The sequence below is a fragment of the Streptomyces sp. 2-1 genome (assembly GCF_048564895.1).
GTDB classification, from domain to species: Bacteria; Actinomycetota; Actinomycetes; order Streptomycetales; family Streptomycetaceae; genus Streptomyces; species Streptomyces phaeochromogenes.
Map to the genome: position 1 here is coordinate 7450655 of NZ_CP183383.1, position 19036 is coordinate 7469690.

The window sequence follows — 19036 nt, forward strand, 5'->3', positions numbered from 1 at the left end:
TGCCACCTGCTGTCGCCCGACGGCCTCAGGGGCGTGGTGACATGTCCGCCCGCAGTGGATGGCGCCTCCACCCCACCGTCCACATCCCGGACCCTCCCCCAAACCAGTTCGCCTGCCCACCCCCCTCCTCCCCTACGCTTGTCCCGTGACCCCCGTCGAGCTCTCCCGTACCGTTCTGCGTGCCGTGCGCCGTGCGGTGGACGCGGGTGAGCTCGTCGCGCCGGTGCCGGAGCGGGCCCAGGTCGCGCCCCCGGGGCCCGGCGGACGCGGGGACTACGCCACGAACGTCGCCCTGCAGCTGGCCCGCCCCGCCGGCCGTCCGCCGCAGGAGGTCGCCCGGATCCTGCGGGCGCATCTCGCGGACGCGGAAGGCGTGGCCGGTGTCGACATCACCGGGCCCGGCTTCCTCAACATCGCCCTCGACGGGAGCGGAGCGCAGGCCCTCGTCGCCGAGATTCTGCGGCGGGGTGCGCGGTACGGGTTCGTCGACGAGCCCACCGGGGACGTCGTACAGCTCCACCACCCCCGCGAAGTACGCGCCGCCGTCACCGCTCAGGCCGTCGCCCGGATCCTGCGCTCCCAGGGCGCCCTCGTCCGTACTTCCTGCGCGGACGAGCCCGACCCGGCCTGGGCAGCCGTCCTCGGTGTCAGCGTCGACGCCCACGGCACCCCCGCCGCGCCGGCGCCTCTCAAGGTCAACGTCCGGCCCGTACCGGCCGTCCAGGATCCCACTCCTCTCGGCCGCGACGCCGCCCGCTGGGCGCTGCTGCACCCCGCGTCGCACGACCACCCCCGTATCACCGCGGACCACCTCGTCCAGCGGGAGACCAACCCCCTCTTCAGGGTCCGGTACGCCCACGCCCGCACCCGGGCCCTCACCCGCAACGCCGCCGCCCTCGGCTTCACCAGCGCCCCCGGCGACGTACAGGACAACGCGACACACCTCGTCGACGCCCTCGCCGCCCACCCCCCCACCCTCGCCACCGCGGCCCGCCACCGTGCCCCCGACCGTCTCGCTCGGCATCTCGTCGTCACCGCCGATGCGGTGCTCGGCATCCAGCACGCCGTGCTTCCGCTGGGTGACGAGAAACCCTCGGCCGCCCACCGTGCCCGGCTCGCGCTTGCCGAAGCCGCCGGGACGGTGCTGGCCGGCGGCCTGTCCCTGCTCGGCATCGACGCCCCAGAACATCTCTAGATGTCTCCAGAATCTCTGAGAAAGCCCATACAGCCATGAGCCGTTCCGCACACCCCGCCGGGCCCCGTCACGCCGATGTCTGGCCCGAGGGCCACTACTCCGCCCCGCCCGCCGACCTGAACGCCCTCGACGCGAAGGTCTGGGCCCAGACCGTCACGCGTACGGACACCGGTGAGGTCAGCGTCGGGGGGATCGGCGTCGCCGCGCTCGCCGAGGAGTTCGGTACCCCCGCCTACTTCGTCGACGAGACGGACTTCCGGGCGCGGGCGCGTGCCTGGCGTACCGCGTTTGGGCATGACGCCGACGTGTTCTACGCCGGGAAGGCGTTCCTGTCCCGCGCCATCGTGCGCTGGTTGCACGAGGAGGGGCTCAACCTCGACGTCTGCTCCGGGGGCGAGCTCACCACCGCCCTCTCCGCCGGGATGCCCGCCGACCGCATCGCCTTCCACGGCAACAACAAGTCGACGGACGAGATCACCCAGGCCATCGAGAGTGGTGTGGGGCGGATCGTTCTCGACTCCTTCCAGGAGATCGTGCGCGTTGCCCATATCGCCCAGTCACTCGGGACGCGGCAGCGCGTGCAGATCCGGGTGACCGTCGGCGTCGAGGCACACACGCACGAGTTCATCGCCACCGCGCACGAGGACCAGAAGTTCGGCGTCGCGCTCGCGGACGGACAGGCCGCCGAGGCCGTACGGCGTGCGCTGACCCTCGACGGGCTCGAACTGATCGGCATCCACTCCCACATCGGCTCGCAGATCTTCGACATGGCGGGCTTCGAAGTCGCCGCCCGTCGTGTCGTGGCCCTCCTGGCCGCCGTCCGTGACGAGCACGGCGTCGAGCTTCCCGAGATCGACCTCGGTGGCGGCCTCGGCATCGCCTACACCAGCGACGACGACCCCCGCGAGCCGCACGAGATCGCCAAGGCCCTCGGTGAGATCGTCACGCGCGAGTGCGAGGCCGCCAAGCTGCGGACGCCCCGGATCTCCGTCGAGCCCGGGCGCGCCATCGTCGGGCCCACCGCCTTCACGCTCTACGAGGTCGGCACCATCAAGCCCCTCGAAGGACTGCGTACGTACGTCTCCGTCGACGGCGGCATGTCCGACAACATCCGCACCGCGCTGTACGACGCCGAGTACAGCGTCGCCCTCGTCTCCCGTACGAGCGACGCAGAACCCATGCTCGTACGCGTCGTCGGCAAGCACTGCGAGAGCGGCGACATCGTCGTGAAGGACGCCTTCCTGCCCTCCGACCTCGCGCCCGGCGACCTCATCGCGGTGCCGGCCACCGGTGCGTACTGCCGCTCGATGGCGAGCAACTACAACCACGCCCTGCGCCCGCCTGTCGTCGCGGTCCGCGACGGTGAGGCGCGCGTGATCGTCCGCCGCGAGACGGAGGAGGACCTCCTGCGTCTCGACGTCGGCTGACAGGAATGACGGCACAATGCTGAGCGGGGCGGAAGATCTCCCGTCTGCCGCCCTCGCGCAAATGAAATAGACATCTCACGATCCGGACGAGGGATAGAAACCCCCGTCCGGTGAGTGAGACTGGTCCCACCGTGACGGTATGAGGAAACGAGGTCGGATGATGCGTACGCGTCCGCTGAAGGTGGCGCTGCTGGGCTGTGGGGTTGTCGGCTCAGAGGTGGCGCGCATCATGACGACGCACGCCGACGATCTCGCCGCCAGGATCGGTGCCCCTGTCGAGCTTGCCGGTGTCGCCGTGCGGCGGCCCTCCAAGGTGCGCGAAGGCATCGACCCCGCCCTCGTCACCACGGACGCGACCGCGCTCGTCAAGCGCGGGGACATCGACGTCGTCGTCGAGGTCATCGGCGGTATCGAGCCCGCGCGCGCCCTCATCACCACCGCCTTCGAGCACGGCGCGTCCGTCGTCTCCGCGAACAAGGCGCTCCTCGCCCAGGACGGCGCCGCGCTGCACGCCCTCGCCGAGGAGCAGGGCAGGGACCTCTACTACGAGGCCGCCGTCGCCGGTGCCATCCCGCTGATCCGCCCGCTGCGCGAGTCCCTCGCCGGCGACAAGGTCAACCGGGTGCTCGGCATCGTCAACGGGACGACGAACTTCATCCTCGACAAGATGGACTCGACCGGCGCCGGGTATCAGGAAGCCCTCGACGAGGCCACCGCGCTCGGATACGCCGAGGCCGACCCCACCGCCGACGTCGAGGGCTTCGACGCCGCCGCCAAGGCCGCCATCCTCGCCGGGATCGCCTTCCACACGCGCGTGCGTCTCGACGACGTCTACCGCGAGGGCATGACCGAGGTCACCGCCGCCGACTTCGCCTCGGCGACGCGGATGGGCTGCACCATCAAGCTGCTCGCCATCTGTGAGCGGGCCGCCGACGGGGGATCGGTCACCGCGCGCGTGCACCCCGCCATGATTCCGCTGAGCCACCCGCTCGCCTCCGTGCGCGGCGCGTACAACGCCGTGTTCGTCGAGTCGGACGCCGCCGGGCAGCTCATGTTCTACGGGCCGGGCGCCGGTGGTGCGCCGACCGCCTCCGCCGTCCTCGGTGACCTGGTCGCCGTCTGCCGCAACAAGCTCAGCGGTGCGACCGGGCCCGGCGACTCGGCGTACACCCAGCTGCCCGTGAGCCCCATGGGCGAGGTCGTGACCCGCTATCACATCAGCCTCGATGTGGCGGACAAACCGGGTGTTCTCGCCCAGGTTGCGACCGTTTTCGCCGAGCACGGTGTCTCGATCGATACCGTTCGGCAGCAAGGCCGACAGGACGGAGGCGGCGAGGCCTCTCTCGTCGTCGTCACGCACCGCGCGTCCGACGCGTCCCTCAACGGGACCGTCGAGGCGTTGCGCAACCTCGACACCGTGCGGGGTGTCGCCAGCATCATGCGGGTTGAAGGAGAGTAACGAGCAATGACCCACCAGTGGCGCGGAATCATCGAGGAGTACCGGGACCGGCTGCCGGTATCCGACACCACGCCGGTCGTGACGCTGCGCGAGGGCGGTACGCCGCTCGTGCCGGCGCAGGTGCTCTCCGAGCGCACGGGCTGCGAGGTCCACCTCAAGGTCGAGGGTGCGAACCCCACCGGGTCCTTCAAGGACCGCGGCATGACCATGGCCATCACGCGGGCCAAGGAGGAGGGCGCGAAGGCCGTCATCTGCGCCTCGACGGGCAACACGTCGGCGTCCGCCGCCGCGTATGCCGTACGGGCCGGAATGGTGTGTGCCGTTCTTGTACCGCAGGGCAAGATCGCGCTCGGCAAGATGGGCCAGGCCCTCGTGCACGGCGCGAAGATCCTCCAGGTCGACGGCAACTTCGACGACTGCCTCACGCTGGCGCGCAGCCTCTCCGACAACTACCCGGTGGCGCTGGTCAATTCGGTGAACCCGGTGCGTATCGAGGGGCAGAAGACCGCCGCCTTCGAGATCGTGGACATGCTGGGCGACGCCCCCGACATCCACGTCCTTCCGGTGGGCAACGCGGGCAACATCACCGCGTACTGGAAGGGGTACACCGAGTACGCCGCCGACAAGATCGCCCGGCAGACCCCGCGCATGTGGGGCTTCCAGGCGTCCGGTTCCGCGCCCATCGTGCGCGGTGAGGTCGTCAAGGACCCCTCGACGATCGCCACCGCGATCCGTATCGGCAACCCGGCCTCGTGGAAGTTCGCGCTGGCCGCGCGGGACGAGTCGGGCGGCTTCATCGACGAGGTGACGGACCGTGAGATCCTGCGCGCCTACCGCCTGTTGGCCGCTCAGGAGGGCGTCTTCGTCGAGCCCGCCTCCGCGGCCTCGGTCGCCGGTCTGCTCAAGGCCGCCGAGCAGGGCAAGGTCGACCCGGGCCAGCGCATCGTCTGCACGGTGACCGGAAACGGCCTCAAGGACCCCGACTGGGCCGTCGCGGGCGCACCGCAGCCGGTCACCGTCCCGGTCGACGCGGCGACGGCCGCCGAGCGCCTCGGCCTGGCGTAATCCGACACGAACGCCGGGGCGCCCCGCGGCGGTTCCGGCCCCGGACCCGCCGCGAAACCGTGGCGAATCCGGCGTACACCCAGTACCGCCCGACAGGGGGTGCACGGGGGGCTTACGACACGCATCGTGCGCCTCCTGTGCGCCCTATGTCGCCACAGAACCTTCCTTCGATAGGCTGTACCGAACCCGCCCGCCGCATATGCCGCGGTGCCGCGCCGTCCCTGCGGCCTTTGGGTCTTCCGCATTTTCCGTATGTCTCGCAGGATTTCGACAATCTCGCAGCTCAAGCTCAAGGAGAGTCATCGAGCGATGGCCGGTCCAGCGTTCCGCGCCGCCGCCGTCCGGGTGCGCGTCCCCGCCACCAGTGCCAACCTCGGCCCGGGCTTCGACGCCTTCGGTCTGTCACTGGGGTTGTACGACGACGTGGTCGTCCGGGTGGCCGACTCCGGACTGAACATCGACATCGCAGGCGAGGGCAGCGAGACGCTCCCACGCGACGAGAGTCATCTGCTCGTACGTTCCCTGCGCACCGCCTTCGATCTGCTCGGCGGACAGCCGCGCGGTCTTGAGATCGTCTGCGCCAACCGCATCCCGCACGGCAGGGGCCTCGGCTCCTCGTCGGCGGCCATCTGCGCCGGCATCGTGGCCGCACGCGCTGTGACCATAGGCGGCGACAGCAAGCTCGACGACGAGGCACTTCTGGAGCTCGCGACGGAGATCGAGGGCCACCCCGACAACGTCGCGGCGTGTCTGCTCGGCGGTTTCACGCTGTCCTGGATGGAGGGCGGATCAGCGCGCGCCATCAGGATGGAACCCGCCGATTCCATCGTTCCGGTGGTTTTCGTACCGGCGAAACCGGTCCTCACCGAGACCGCCCGGGGACTGCTCCCGCGCTCCGTTCCGCACGTCGACGCCGCCGCCAACGCGGGCCGCGCCGCACTGCTTGTCGAGGCCCTGACCAGGCGCCCCGAGCTGCTGCTGCCCGCCACCGAGGACCGACTGCACCAGGAGTACCGAGCCCCGGCCATGCCGGAGAGCGCGGCTCTGGTGGAGCGGCTGCGGGCCGACGGAATTCCCGCGGTGATCTCCGGCGCCGGGCCCACCGTGCTCGCGCTCGCCGCCGACACCGCGGCCGACAAGGTCGCACGACTGGCGGGAGAGGGCTGGGCGGCCAACCGGCTGGGCCTCGACGCCACGGGGGCGAGCGTGCTGCCGCTTGCTCCGTGACACACGGTCGCCGGATTTCGAGAGGGGGAATGTTTGTTGGATCCGGTAGTGTTAACCTCAAGTCTGCACCCGACCCCACCATGGCGAGGTGCTTCACGTCCCCGTCCGGGACAACCATTCTTCCGGGAGCCCCCCAAATCGCTTTGTGCCATGCATTGGGTGCTACGCGCTGAGCGGTGCTGAGCACGCTCCGGAACCGGCGTGACCGAGCCGATGGACACGGAACCTCAGTGCCCCGGCCCCGGGAATCGCCATCCCAGAAATTCCCTCCGCCTTTTGGCGGACCACCGCCCCGGCACGGTCCACACAGCAAGGACCACTGCCGGACAGCACAACCGGTCGCCGAGCCAGACAGGCCGACGTCCGCTCCAGGGAAGGACCCTTCGTGAGCGACACCACCGATCTGATGGGCGCACGTGTCGAGGAGACCGCTGCCGCGCCCGCCACGGACGCCTCCGCGCCTGCCACCGGTGCCGGCTCCCGTCGGCGCCGCGGTACCGGCCTCGAGGGCATGGTGCTGGCCGAGCTGCAGCAGGTCGCATCCGGCCTCGGCATCAGGGGCACCGCGCGGATGCGCAAGAGCCAGCTGATCGAGGTCATCAAGGAGGCGCAGGCGGGCGGGGGTGCTCCGGCCAAGGCCGAGGCCGCCACCGAGACCAAGCCGAAGCGCCGGGCCACCTCGAAGGCTCGTACGGGCGACGACGCCGCTCCCGCCGACAAGAAGGCGGAGGCCAAGGCCGAGAAGGCCGTGGCACAGCAGCAGATCGAGATCCCCGGCCAGCCCGCGAGTGACGACGCCCCGGCCGAGCGCCGCCGGCGCCGCGCGACCTCCGAGGCCGGCAGCCCCGAGACGGTCACCGCCGAGGCGAAGAGCGAGCCGAAGGCCGAGACGCCCGCCCAGTCCCAGGGCGAGGCCAAGGGCGACGCCGGTGACGGTGGCGAGGGCCGTCAGGGCCGTCGCGACCGCCGTGACCGTGGCGAGCGCGGCGAGCGCGGCGACCGTGACCGTGGAGGCCGCGACCGCGACCGCCGTGGCAAGGGCGACGAGCAGCAGCAGGGCGGCGGCCAGGGTGGTCAGGGCGGCGGCAACCAGCAGCGCCAGGACCGCCAGGACCGCCAGGACCGTCAGGGCGGTCAGCAGCAGGGCGGCGGTCGTCAGGACCGCCAGGACCGCCAGCGTGACAACGGGCCCCAGGACGACGACGACTTCGAGGGTGGCCGCCGCGGTCGCCGTGGCCGTTACCGGGACCGCCGTGGTCGGCGTGGCCGCGACGAGTTCGGCGCCAACGAGCCGCAGCTCGCCGACGACGACGTCCTGATCCCCGTCGCGGGCATCCTGGACATCCTCGACAACTACGCGTTCATTCGCACGTCGGGCTACCTGCCCGGCCCGAACGACGTGTACGTCTCCCTGGCCCAGGTCCGCAAGAACGGTCTGCGCAAGGGTGACCACGTCACCGGTGCGGTCCGTCAGCCCAAGGACGGCGAGCGCCGCGAGAAGTTCAACGCGCTGGTCCGCCTCGACTCGGCGAACGGCATGGCCGCCGAATCCGGGCGCGGGCGGCCGGAGTTCAACAAGCTGACGCCCCTTTACCCGCAGGACCGGCTCCGTCTGGAGACCGACCCGGGTGTGCTGACGACCCGCATCATCGACCTCGTCGCGCCCATCGGTAAGGGGCAGCGCGGTCTGATCGTGGCCCCGCCGAAGACCGGCAAGACCATGATCATGCAGGCGATCGCCAACGCGATCACGCACAACAACCCCGAGTGCCACCTGATGGTCGTCCTGGTCGACGAGCGTCCGGAAGAGGTCACCGACATGCAGCGGTCGGTGAAGGGCGAGGTCATCTCCTCGACCTTCGACCGTCCGGCCGAGGACCACACCACGGTCGCCGAGCTCGCCATCGAGCGTGCGAAGCGTCTGGTGGAGCTGGGTCACGACGTCGTCGTACTGCTCGACTCGATCACGCGTCTGGGCCGTGCGTACAACCTCGCCGCGCCCGCCTCCGGCCGCATCCTGTCCGGTGGTGTCGACTCGACCGCGCTCTACCCGCCGAAGCGCTTCTTCGGTGCCGCGCGCAACATCGAGGACGGCGGCTCGCTGACGATCCTGGCCACCGCGCTCGTCGACACCGGCTCGCGCATGGACGAGGTCATCTTCGAGGAGTTCAAGGGCACCGGCAACGCCGAGCTCAAGCTCGACCGGAAGCTCGCCGACAAGCGCATCTTCCCCGCGGTGGACGTCGACGCGTCCGGTACCCGTAAGGAAGAGATCCTGCTCGGCAGCGACGAGTTGGCGATCACCTGGAAGCTGCGCCGAGTGCTGCACGCGCTCGACCAGCAGCAGGCGATCGAGCTGCTCTTGGACAAGATGAAGCAGACGAAGTCGAACGCCGAGTTCCTGCTGCAGATCCAGAAGACGACGCCGATGCCGGGCAACGGCAACGACTGACGGATCAGCGGCCGGCCGGGCCGGTACCGCGAAGGGCCACCCCTTGTACGTAGAGGGGTGGCCCTTCGCGTTGACCGCCGCGTTGACCTTCCGAGTCGCCGGAGCCCCGGTGAAATGGGCGGTGAAGAGACCTTCGCCACAGATGTGAGGAGCGCCACGTGCTCGCGGAATCACGCCGTCCGCCGTCGAAAGCCCAGGTGAGCGCTCGACGGTCCGACCCGCCCCTCACCCAGCGTGTTCGGTGATCCACAGCGCGGTCACAGCGCCTCGTGCAACCCTTTTTTCGGTTTCAACGTCTGACCGGACGGGTCCTGACAGAGACGTCGCGGCAGATGACCACGCCTGACCCTGACCGCAGGGGGTAACCGAACGTACGAGGACTGAGGAGCACATGTCTGCCGAGAGCATGCCGGAACCCGGTACACCGGAGGATTCCGGTTCGAGCGCCCCGCGCCGCCGCGCCAAGGGCAGCCGCCGCAAGCCGCGGAGCACGCGCCACAAGGCGCTCGTCATCACGGCCTGGGCCGCCGCCGGCGTCGTCGTGCTGGGCGGTACCGGCCTCGGGTTCATGTACTTCAAGCTCAACGACAACATCAAGAGCGTCGACATCAACCAGGCACTCGGCACCGACCGGCCCCTGGACGTCGACAACGGCTCGCAGGACATCCTCGTACTCGGCTCCGACACCCGCTCCGGCGGCAACAAGAAGCTCGGCGGGGGCGTCGACGACGGCAGCGCCCGCTCGGACACCGCGATGATCGTGCACGTCTACGAGGGCCACAAGAAGGCCAGCGTGGTCTCCATACCCCGCGACACCCTCGTCGACCGGCCCGAGTGCACCGACAGCAAGGGCGTCGAGCACGACGCCGGGTCCCAGGTGATGTTCAACTCCGCGTACTCGACCGGTGGCGCCGCCTGTGCCGTGAAGACCGTCGAGTCGATGACCGGCATCCGCATGGACCACTACATCGAGGTCGACTTCAGCGGCTTCCAGAAGCTCATCGACGAACTCGGCGGCGTCAAGGTCACCACGACCAAGAGCATCCGGGACGAGGAGAGCCACCTCGACCTCAAGGCCGGCACGCACCAGCTCACCGGCAAGCAGGCGCTCGGTCTGGTCCGCACCCGGCACGGCGTGGGCGACGGCTCCGACCTCGGCCGGATCCAGCTCCAGCAGGCGTTCATCAAGGCCCTGGTCGAGCAGGTCAAGGACATCGGCGTACTGACCAGCCCGAAGAAGCTGTTCGACCTCGCCGACACCGCGACCAAGACCGTCACCACCGACACCGACCTAGACTCGGTCAAGGACCTGGCCTCGTTCGCCAACGGCCTCAAGGGCATCAGCCCGTCCAACATGAACATGGTGACTATGCCGGTCCAGTACGACCCGGCCGACGGCAACCGCGTCCTCGTCCTCAAGGCCAAGTCCCAGCAGGTCTGGGACGCCCTGAAGAACGACCGACCGATCCCGAAGTCCGCGACCAAGGGCGCGGCCACGGGCGCCGCGAAGGGCGTCGTGAGCTAGGCGATCCACCGGGGTCGGGGCGCGCGGGGAATACAGAACGCGAACCCCCGGTTTTGGGGGATGGCCCCAGTCCTGGCAGACTGGTACGTCGGCCCCGGTTCACGCTCCGCAGCCCGCGGCAGCGACCCGGCGCCCTCCCGAAACTAGGAGACACCTTGAAGCGCGACATCCACCCCGAGTACGTCGAGACGCAGGTCAGCTGCACCTGTGGCGCGTCGTTCACCACCCGCAGCACGATCTCCAGCGGCACCGTCCGCGCCGAGGTCTGCTCCGAGTGCCACCCGTTCTACACGGGCAAGCAGAAGATCCTCGACACCGGTGGCCGCGTGGCCCGCTTCGAGGCCCGCTTCGGCAAGGCCAAGGCTGCTGCTGACAGCAAGTAGCGAGCCCACAGCGCCGGTCTTCGGTGCCTCCGTCCAGGGGGCGCTGGGACCGGCGCTTTGCGGTGCAGCCCCTATTCGTCGTAGTACCTACGTCCCCGCGCCCGTCATGGAGCGGGGGACAGTCCATTGGAGCCGGAGATGTTCGAGGCGGTCGAGGAACTGATCGGTGAGCACGCCGATCTGGAGAAGAAGCTCGCTGACCCGTCGGTCCACGCCGACCAGGCCAACGCGCGCAAGCTCAACAAGCGCTACGCCGAGCTCACCCCGATCGTCGCGACGTACCGTTCCTGGAAGCAGACCGGGGAAGACATCGAGACGGCGAAGGAGTTCGTCGCCGACGACCCGGACTTCGCGGCCGAGGTCAAGGAGCTGGAGAAGCAGCGCGAGGAACTGACGGAGAAGCTGCGGCTGCTCCTCGTCCCGCGCGACCCCAGCGACGACAAGGACGTCATCCTGGAGATCAAGGCGGGCGCGGGCGGCGACGAGTCGGCCCTGTTCGCCGGTGACCTGCTGCGCATGTATCTCCGGTACGCCGAGCGCGTCGGCTGGAAGACCGAGATCATCGACTCCACCGAGTCCGAGCTGGGCGGCTACAAGGACGTCCAGGTCGCCGTGAAGACCAAGGGCGGCCAGGGCGCCACCGAGCCCGGCCAGGGTGTCTGGGCCCGGATGAAGTACGAGGGCGGGGTGCACCGCGTGCAGCGGGTGCCCTCGACCGAGTCGCAGGGCCGTATCCACACCTCCGCCGCCGGTGTGCTCGTCACGCCCGAGGCCGAGGAGGTCGACGTCGAGATCCACGCGAACGACCTGCGGATCGACGTCTACCGCTCCTCCGGGCCCGGCGGACAGTCCGTCAACACCACCGACTCCGCCGTGCGCATCACGCACATTCCCACCGGAGTCGTCGCCTCCTGCCAGAACGAGAAGAGCCAGCTGCAGAACAAGGAGCAGGCGATGCGTATCCTGCGCTCCAGGCTGCTCGCCGCGGCACAGGAGGAGGCGGAGCGGGAGGCCGCGGACGCCCGCCGCAGCCAGGTCCGCACCGTCGACCGCTCCGAGAAGATCCGTACGTACAACTTCCCGGAGAACCGCATCTCGGACCACCGGGTCGGCTTCAAGGCGTACAACTTGGACCAGGTGCTCGACGGTGATCTGGACGCGGTGATCCAGGCGTGCGTCGACGCCGACTCCGCCGCCAAGCTCGCCGCGGCGTAAGGCACGCAGAAGTACCAGCGCAGTACACATCCGCTCGACGGACAACAGCACAGCTCCCGGAGGACCAGCGTGAACCTGCTGCTCGCGGAAGTGGCTCAGGCCACCCAGCGGCTGGCCGACGCCGGCGTGCCCTCGCCGCGCAACGACGCCGAGGAACTCGCCGCGTTCGTGCACGGCGTGAAGCGGGGCGAGCTGCACACCGTCAAGGACGCGGACTTCGACGCCCGGTACTGGGAGGTGATCGCGCGCCGCGAGGCCCGCGAGCCGCTCCAGCACATCACCGGACGGGCCTACTTCCGCTACCTGGAACTCCAGGTCGGGCCAGGGGTGTTCGTGCCCCGGCCCGAGACGGAGTCCGTGGTCGGCTGGGCCATAGACGCCGTACGCGCGATGGACGTCGTCGAGCCCCTGATCGTCGACCTGTGCACCGGCTCGGGCGCCATCGCGCTCGCCCTCGCGCAGGAGGTGCCGCGCTCGCGCGTCCACGCCGTCGAACTGTCCGAGGACGCCCTGCGGTGGACCCGTAAGAACGTCGAGGGATCCAGGGTCGACCTGCGCCAGGGCAACGCCCTGGACGCGTTCCGCGACCTCGACGGCCAGGTCGACCTCGTGATCTCCAACCCGCCGTACATCCCGCTGACCGAATGGGAGTACGTCGCTCCGGAGGCCCGGGACTACGATCCCGAACTCGCCCTGTTCTCCGGGGAGGACGGCCTCGACCTCATCCGCGGTCTGGAGCGCACCGCGCACCGGCTGCTGCGGCCCGGCGGTGTCGTCGTCATCGAGCACGCCGACACCCAGGGCGGGCAGGTGCCGTGGATCTTCACCGAGGAGCGGGGCTGGGCCGACGCCGCGGACCACCCCGACCTCAACAACCGGCCGCGGTTCGCGACCGCCCGCAGGGCGACGCCATGACAGCGGCGACTTCTTGCGTGGACGACGTGGAAATCGTTAGATGCGCGGCCAACGGGGCCCGCGTGTTCGAGGAGGCTTGCTGATATGGCACGGCGATACGACACCAACGACGCGACCGACCGCTCGACGGGTCTGCGCGAGGCCGCGTCCGCCGTCCGCCGCGGCGAGCTCGTGGTGCTGCCGACCGACACCGTGTACGGGATCGGCGCCGACGCGTTCAGCTCGGAGGCCGTGACCGACCTGCTGGAGGCCAAGGGCCGCGGCCGGAACATGCCCACGCCCGTCCTCATCGGCTCCCCGAACACGCTGCACGGCCTGGTCACCGACTTCTCCGAGATGGCGTGGGAGCTCGTCGACGCGTTCTGGCCGGGTGCGCTCACGCTCGTCGCCAAGCACCAGCCGTCCCTCCAGTGGGACCTGGGGGACACCCGTGGCACGGTCGCCGTACGCATGCCGCTGCACCCGGTCGCCATCGAGCTGCTGACCGAGGTCGGTCCGATGGCCGTCTCCTCCGCGAACCTGACCGGCCACCCGGCCCCCGAGGACTGTGACGCCGCGCAGGAGATGCTCGGCGACTCAGTCTCCGTCTACCTGGACGGCGGGCCGACCCCCGGCAACGTCCCGTCGTCGATCGTCGACGTCACGGGCAAGGTGCCGGTGCTCCTGCGGGCGGGAGCCCTGTCCGCGGAGGAGCTGCGAAAGGTCGTCCCCGACCTCGAGGTGGCGAATTGACAGCCCCTGACGCGGGGCGTGGCATAGGTACGGGGACGGGGTACACGGGGGCTTACGGCGACGGGGCCTCGGGGGACTCCTCTTTTCGCATCCTCCACGTCAGCACCGGCAATGTGTGCCGCTCGCCGATCACCGAGCGGCTGACCCGTCATGCCCTGGCGGACCGGCTCGGCGACCCCCTGTGGGGCGGCCTGATCGTGGAGAGCGCCGGCACCTGGGGTCATGAGGGCGCGCCCATGGAGGCCAACGCGGAGACGGTCCTCGCGGACTTCGGCGCGGACGCCTCCGGCTTCGTCGGCCGTGAGCTGCTGGACGAGCACGTCATCAGGGCCGACCTCGTCCTCACGGCCACCCGCGACCACCGCGCCCAGGTCATCTCCATGGGCCACTCGGCGGGCCTGCGCACCTTCACCCTGAAGGAGTTCACCCGCCTGGTCCGCGCCATAGACCCTGCCACCCTCCCTCCCCTGGAGGACGGCATGGTCGAACGCGCCCGGGCCCTGGTCCGCGCCGCGGCGGCTCTACGCGGGTGGCTCCTGGCCCCGACAGCGGAAGCGGACGAGGTGTACGACCCGTACGGGGCGCCCCTGCCGTTCTTCCGCTCGGTGGGGGACGAGATCAATCAGGCGCTGGATCCGGTGGTGACGGCGCTGACGGGTGTGCCCGCGCGCGCCTGACCGATCCGGGCGACCTCCGGCGGACGGAGTCCGGCGCAGCGGCTCGAAGCCCGGGAGGCCCGCCAGGGCCGAGCGGTGCGAGAGGCGCGTGAAGGAGGGGCCCCGCTCGGGCGTAACACCGGGCGCGGGTGGGGTCACGGTTCTACATTGGACTTAGCGTTCCCCTGTCGAGGTCCGGAGTCCGCCATGCCGGTCGCACACACGCTTGAAGGTCCGCTGTCGGTCGACGTGCTCGGCCGACAGGATCCGGAGCTGGCCGAGATCCTGCTCGGGGAGCTGGAGCGGCAGTCGACGACGCTGCAGCTCATCGCCGCCGAGAACTTCACCTCGCCCGCCGTGCTGGCGGCGCTGGGCTCGCCGCTCGCCAACAAGTACGCCGAGGGATATCCCGGCGCCCGGCACCACGGCGGCTGCGAGATCGTCGACGTGGCCGAGCGCATCGCCGTGGAGCGCGCAAAGGCCCTGTTCGGCGCCGATCACGCCAACGTGCAGTCCCACTCCGGGAGTTCGGCCGTCCTGGCCGCGTACGCCGCCCTGCTGCGCCCGGGAGACACCGTCCTCGCGATGGGTCTGCCGCACGGCGGCCACCTCACGCACGGGTCGCCCGCGAACTTCTCCGGCCGCTGGTTCGACTTCGTCGGCTACGGCGTCGACCCCGAGAGCGGGCTCATCGACCACGAGCAGGTGCGCACCCTGGCCCGTACGCACCGGCCGAAGGCCATCGTGTGCGGGTCGATCTCGTATCCCCGGCACATCGACTACGCCGCCTTCCGCGAGGTCGCGGACGAGGTCGGCGCCTATCTCATCGCGGACGCGGCCCATCCCATCGGGCTCGTCGCCGGGGGAGCGGCGCCCAGTCCGGTCCCGTACGCCGATGTCGTGTGCGCGACCACGCACAAGGTGCTGCGGGGCCCGCGCGGCGGCATGCTGCTGTGCGGGAGCGAACTGGCCGAGCGGGTGGACCGGGCGGTGTTCCCCTTCACACAGGGCGGCGCGCAGATGCACACCATCGCCGCCAAGGCCGTCGCGTTCGGTGAGGCGGCAACACCGGCGTTCACCGCGTACGCCCATCAGGTGGTGGCGAATGCGCGGGTCCTGGCGCAGGGCCTGGCCGCGGAGGGGCTGGCGGTCACCACCGGCGGCACCGACACCCATCTGCTCACCGTCGACCCGGCACCGCTCGGGGTGGACGGGCGCACCGCCCGCGGCCGTCTCGCCGCGGCCGGAATGGTCCTCGACACCTGTGCCCTGCCCCATCCCGACGTGCGAGGACTGCGTCTGGGCACGGCCGCCCTCACCACCCAGGGGATGGGCGAGGCAGAGACCGCACGCATCGCGGTGCTGTTCGCGACGGCCCTGCGGGACGAGTCCGCCGGGCGTGAAGTGCGTGAAGAAGTGCGGGATCTGACCGGAAGATTTCCGCCCTATCCCGCCCACTGAGGGGTAGCCGATCACCGGTGCACAGCCACTCGTGCAACCATCGGCTCTACCCGGAAGTCCCCAACCGTATGCGCACGAAGCTAGGGTGTGGGGCTGAGATGGCCAGCGAGATCTGTGGGGAAGCCTGTGCGTGAATACCTCCTGACGCTCTGCATCACGGCCGCGGTGACGTACCTGCTGACCGGGCCGGTGCGGAAGTTCGCGATCGTGGCCGGAGCGATGCCGGAGATCCGGGCACGTGACGTGCACCGGGAACCCACACCGCGCCTGGGCGGCATCGCGATGTTCTTCGGGCTGTGCGCCGGCCTGCTGGTCGCCGACCACCTGACGAACCTCAGTGAGGTCTTCGAGAACTCCAACGAGCCGCGGGCCCTGCTCTCCGGCGCGGCCCTGATCTGGCTGATCGGCGTCCTGGACGACAAGTTCGAGATCGACGCCCTCATCAAGCTCGGCGGCCAGATGATCGCCGCGGGCGTCATGGTCATGCAGGGTCTGACGATCCTGTGGCTGCCGATCCCCGGCGTCGGCTCGGTCTCGCTGACCCAGTGGCAGGGCACGCTGCTGACCGTCGCGCTCGTCGTGATCACCATCAACGCCGTGAACTTCGCCGACGGCCTCGACGGCCTCGCCGCCGGCATGGTGTGCATCGCGTCCGCCGCGTTCTTCATGTACGGCTACCGCATCTGGTACGGCTACGGGCTGGAGTCCGCCGCCCCCGCCACCCTCTTCTCCGCGATCCTCATGGGCATGTGCCTCGGCTTCCTGCCGCACAACATGCATCCCGCGCGGATCTTCATGGGCGACTCGGGCTCGATGCTCATCGGCCTGGTGCTGGCGGCCGGTGCCATCTCCATCACCGGGCAGGTCGACCCGGACGCGATGAACCTCTTCGCCGGGTCCGAGAAGGAGGCCGTGCACCAGACGGTGCCCGTCTACATCCCGCTCCTGCTGCCGCTGACGATCATCGCCGTCCCGGCGGCCGACCTGGTGCTCGCCATCGTGCGGCGCACCTGGCGCGGTCAGTCCCCGTTCGCCGCCGACCGCGGGCATCTGCACCACCGCCTGCTGGACATCGGGCACTCGCACAGCCGGGCCGTGCTCATCATGTACTTCTGGTCGGCCCTGGTCGCCTTCGGAGCCCTGGCCTACTCGGTGAACTCCGGGGCCATGTGGATCGTGCTCGGCATCATGGCGCTCAGCGCGGTGGGCCTGGTCCTGCTCCTGCTGCCGCGCTTCACACCGCGCGCCCCGCGCTGGGCCGAGCACTTCGTGCCGCCGCGCTACCGCCGCCGCAGGGCCGCGCAGCTGTCGGCGGAGGCCTCGACCGAGTCGGCCGAGTCGACCGAGGTCGCGTACGCCACAGGTGACGGGGCGAACGACGGGGCACCCGTCGGAGCCGGCGACGGCGTCGACGGTGAACGTGAGGAACGCCGCACTCCGGTTGTCGCCGGTGTCTCAGGAGTCAATGGGGCGACGGCTGTTGGACCCCGTTCGCGCCTCCTGGATGGGCGCAAAGCCGGAACGTCCCGCTGACGCGAGGTAAGAATCGTGCAAGAAGCGCCGCGACGGCGGCGCTCGTAAACCGCCCCAATATCAGACAAGTTGGCCGCCTGAGTGCACAGACGTGCAGTTTCACTCTCATGTGTGACGCCGAGCACACCAACCAGGTAAAGACCTCATCAAATAGTTTGTGATACGGTTCACGAGAACCCGGGACAGAGCCGAAGGACCGCAGTGCGACGGTCCATTGGCGGTGAGGTTCTCTCTCTGTCCGGGACTACGCTCGTCCATGACGACACCTGCCCCCTTGAGCAAGCGGAGTTGCCGCCATGCCCTCCAATGACGTCCGGATCCTTCTCCAGGCCGCTGTGCCCACAGCTGCCGTCGGCGCGATCGCCGCCGTCGTCAGTGCCGTGGTCGCCGGTGGCAAGGGAGCGATCGGGGCGGGCTTCGCGACGCTGGTCGTGATCCTCTTCATGGGCATCGGGCTGTACGTCCTGCAGCGCACCGCCAAATCGCTTCCGCACCTTTTCCAGGCGATGGGTCTGATGCTCTATACGGCACAGATTCTGCTGCTGTTCATCTTCGTCGCCGCCTTCAAGAACACGACGCTGTTCAATCCCAAGGCTTTCGCGATCACGCTGGTCGCCGCCACGCTCGCGTGGATCGGGGCCCAGGCGCGTGCCCACATGAAGGCCAAGATCCTCTATGTCGAACCCGACTCCTCGAAGGGCGACAAGCCCGAAAAGACGGGGCACTCGTCGTGAGGGGTAGGGCCGGGATAAGCGCGGGTGGGAGATCCTGCTATCGTCCGGTGCCAACTGCGGCATCGCGGGCGCGGGCATATGAGCTGACGCCTGCTCTAGCGCGAGGCTCGATGCCCTCCAGCCGCCCCCACATCCGTTACACCAGTCCAGTGCCGAACCGCGGCTGCGCGCCGCGCCGACACAACGAGGTTGCCGTACCCATGCGTCACGCCGAAGGAGCCCGTGGTGAGTGCTGACCAGACCCAGCTCGCCTTTGAGTGGAACTGTCGGATCATGTCCGACAACGGCTGCGGCTTCCCGGCACCGGGCCTGCACTCGTTCCTGTTCAAGCCGATCGTCACGGTCGGTGGGTTCGAGTTCAACAAGGTGATGCTGCTCGCGCTCATCACCACGCTCCTGGTCGTCACCTTCTTCACGCTTGCCTTCGGCAAGGCGAAGGTGGTCCCGGGCAAGCTGCAGATGATCGGCGAGGCGGGCTACGACTTCGTACGCCGCGGAATCGTCTACGAGACCATCGGCAAGAAGGAGGGGGAGAAGTTCGTCCCCTTCATGGTCTCGCTGTTCTTCTTCATCTGGATCATGAACATCTGGTCCGTGATCCCGCTGGCACAGTTCCCGGTGTCCTCGGTCATCGCCTACCCGATGGTGCTGGCCGCCATCGTCTACGTGGTGTGGGTCTCGCTGACCTTCAAGAAGCACGGTTTCGTCGGCTTCTTCAAGAACGTCACCGGCTACGACAAGTCGCTCGGCCCGGTCCTGCCGCTGGTCATGGTCATCGAGTTCTTCTCGAACCTTCTGGTCCGCCCCTTCACGCACGCGGTGCGACTGTTCGCCAACATGTTCGCCGGTCACCTGATGCTGGTGATGTTCACCGTCGCCTCCTGGTACCTGCTCAACAGCTGGATGGTTCCGGCCGCCGGTGTGTCCTTCGTGATGGCCGTTGCCATGGTCGGCTTCGAGCTCTTCGTCCAGGCCGTCCAGGCATACGTGTTCGTGCTGCTGGCCTGCACCTACGTTCAGGGCGCTCTCGCAGAGCACCACTGAGCCCTCACCACCC

Annotated in this window: 16 protein-coding genes; all 16 read left to right on the top strand. The window is 69.5% G+C overall.

Annotation, left to right across the window (positions count from 1 at the left end; all coding sequences use genetic code 11):
- Positions 1-145: 145 nt before the first annotated feature.
- The 16 genes from nrtL (at position 146) to atpB (ending at position 19023) form a co-directional block, all read left to right on the top strand.
- A complete protein-coding gene (gene nrtL, locus ACN20J_RS32915) occupies positions 146-1195 on the top strand; it encodes an ArgS-related anticodon-binding protein NrtL (RefSeq protein WP_419667412.1) in 1050 nt (349 codons plus the stop codon).
- A gap of 35 nt (positions 1196-1230) precedes the next feature.
- Positions 1231-2622 carry a diaminopimelate decarboxylase gene (gene lysA / locus ACN20J_RS32920; protein WP_190232154.1) on the top strand — a complete coding sequence of 464 codons (1392 nt, stop codon included), beginning with the start codon at positions 1231-1233 and terminating at the stop codon, positions 2620-2622.
- A 160-nt stretch (positions 2623-2782) separates the two neighbouring features.
- Positions 2783-4081 (top strand): homoserine dehydrogenase, encoded by a 1299-nt coding sequence (locus ACN20J_RS32925; RefSeq protein ID WP_189838454.1) that lies wholly within the window; start codon positions 2783-2785, stop codon positions 4079-4081.
- Between the two features lie 6 nt (positions 4082-4087).
- Complete coding sequence (gene thrC, locus ACN20J_RS32930; RefSeq protein ID WP_361920683.1) at positions 4088-5146, top strand: threonine synthase; 1059 nt, start codon at positions 4088-4090, stop codon at positions 5144-5146.
- 309 nt (positions 5147-5455) lie between these two features.
- On the top strand, positions 5456-6373 hold the full coding sequence (gene thrB / locus ACN20J_RS32935; RefSeq protein WP_189837651.1) for a homoserine kinase: 918 nt from the start codon (positions 5456-5458) through the stop codon (positions 6371-6373).
- 385 nt (positions 6374-6758) lie between these two features.
- Positions 6759-8825 carry a transcription termination factor Rho gene (gene rho, locus ACN20J_RS32940; RefSeq protein ID WP_419667413.1) on the top strand — a complete coding sequence of 689 codons (2067 nt, stop codon included), beginning with the start codon at positions 6759-6761 and terminating at the stop codon, positions 8823-8825.
- Positions 8826-9216: 391 nt separating this feature from the next.
- Entirely contained in the window at positions 9217-10350 is a 1134-nt protein-coding gene (locus tag ACN20J_RS32945) for an LCP family protein (protein ID WP_190232151.1), read from the top strand.
- A gap of 155 nt (positions 10351-10505) precedes the next feature.
- Complete coding sequence (rpmE, locus tag ACN20J_RS32950) at positions 10506-10733, top strand: 50S ribosomal protein L31 (protein WP_189837654.1); 228 nt, start codon at positions 10506-10508, stop codon at positions 10731-10733.
- 138 nt (positions 10734-10871) lie between these two features.
- The gene (prfA, locus tag ACN20J_RS32955) at positions 10872-11948 is read left to right on the top strand and encodes a peptide chain release factor 1 (RefSeq protein WP_189837655.1); all 1077 of its coding nucleotides are present in this window, start codon (positions 10872-10874) and stop codon (positions 11946-11948) included.
- A gap of 69 nt (positions 11949-12017) precedes the next feature.
- Positions 12018-12863, top strand: coding sequence for a peptide chain release factor N(5)-glutamine methyltransferase (prmC, locus tag ACN20J_RS32960; protein WP_055614409.1), 846 nt, complete (start codon positions 12018-12020; stop codon positions 12861-12863).
- Between the two features lie 84 nt (positions 12864-12947).
- Positions 12948-13595: an L-threonylcarbamoyladenylate synthase gene (locus tag ACN20J_RS32965; protein WP_055614410.1), complete on the top strand. Its 648-nt coding sequence runs from the start codon at positions 12948-12950 to the stop codon at positions 13593-13595.
- On the top strand, positions 13592-14272 hold the full coding sequence (locus ACN20J_RS32970; protein WP_307889277.1) for a protein-tyrosine-phosphatase: 681 nt from the start codon (positions 13592-13594) through the stop codon (positions 14270-14272). Before ACN20J_RS32965 ends, ACN20J_RS32970 begins: the two co-directional genes overlap by 4 nt.
- A gap of 186 nt (positions 14273-14458) precedes the next feature.
- On the top strand, positions 14459-15712 hold the full coding sequence (gene glyA, locus ACN20J_RS32975; protein ID WP_361989016.1) for a serine hydroxymethyltransferase: 1254 nt from the start codon (positions 14459-14461) through the stop codon (positions 15710-15712).
- Between the two features lie 126 nt (positions 15713-15838).
- Entirely contained in the window at positions 15839-17245 is a 1407-nt protein-coding gene (locus ACN20J_RS32980) for an MraY family glycosyltransferase (protein WP_189837657.1), read from the top strand.
- Between the two features lie 296 nt (positions 17246-17541).
- Positions 17542-17979 (top strand): hypothetical protein, encoded by a 438-nt coding sequence (locus ACN20J_RS32985; protein ID WP_143636215.1) that lies wholly within the window; start codon positions 17542-17544, stop codon positions 17977-17979.
- Between the two features lie 273 nt (positions 17980-18252).
- A complete protein-coding gene (gene atpB, locus ACN20J_RS32990) occupies positions 18253-19023 on the top strand; it encodes a F0F1 ATP synthase subunit A (RefSeq protein WP_189838456.1) in 771 nt (256 codons plus the stop codon).
- The last annotated feature ends 13 nt before the right edge of the window (positions 19024-19036 follow it).

Bases quoted from the DNA above. Each gene is read 5' to 3' on its own strand.
- lysA (WP_190232154.1), top strand. From the start codon at position 1,231: ATGAGCCGTTCCGCACACCCCGCCGGGCCCCGTCACGCCGATGTCTGG.
- ACN20J_RS32925 (WP_189838454.1), top strand. From the start codon at position 2,783: ATGCGTACGCGTCCGCTGAAGGTGGCGCTGCTGGGCTGTGGGGTTGTC.
- thrC (WP_361920683.1), top strand. From the start codon at position 4,088: ATGACCCACCAGTGGCGCGGAATCATCGAGGAGTACCGGGACCGGCTG.
- thrB (WP_189837651.1), top strand. From the start codon at position 5,456: ATGGCCGGTCCAGCGTTCCGCGCCGCCGCCGTCCGGGTGCGCGTCCCC.
- ACN20J_RS32945 (WP_190232151.1), top strand. From the start codon at position 9,217: ATGTCTGCCGAGAGCATGCCGGAACCCGGTACACCGGAGGATTCCGGT.
- prfA (WP_189837655.1), top strand. From the start codon at position 10,872: ATGTTCGAGGCGGTCGAGGAACTGATCGGTGAGCACGCCGATCTGGAG.
- ACN20J_RS32965 (WP_055614410.1), top strand. From the start codon at position 12,948: ATGGCACGGCGATACGACACCAACGACGCGACCGACCGCTCGACGGGT.
- glyA (WP_361989016.1), top strand. From the start codon at position 14,459: ATGCCGGTCGCACACACGCTTGAAGGTCCGCTGTCGGTCGACGTGCTC.
- ACN20J_RS32985 (WP_143636215.1), top strand. From the start codon at position 17,542: ATGCCCTCCAATGACGTCCGGATCCTTCTCCAGGCCGCTGTGCCCACA.
- atpB (WP_189838456.1), top strand. From the start codon at position 18,253: ATGTCCGACAACGGCTGCGGCTTCCCGGCACCGGGCCTGCACTCGTTC.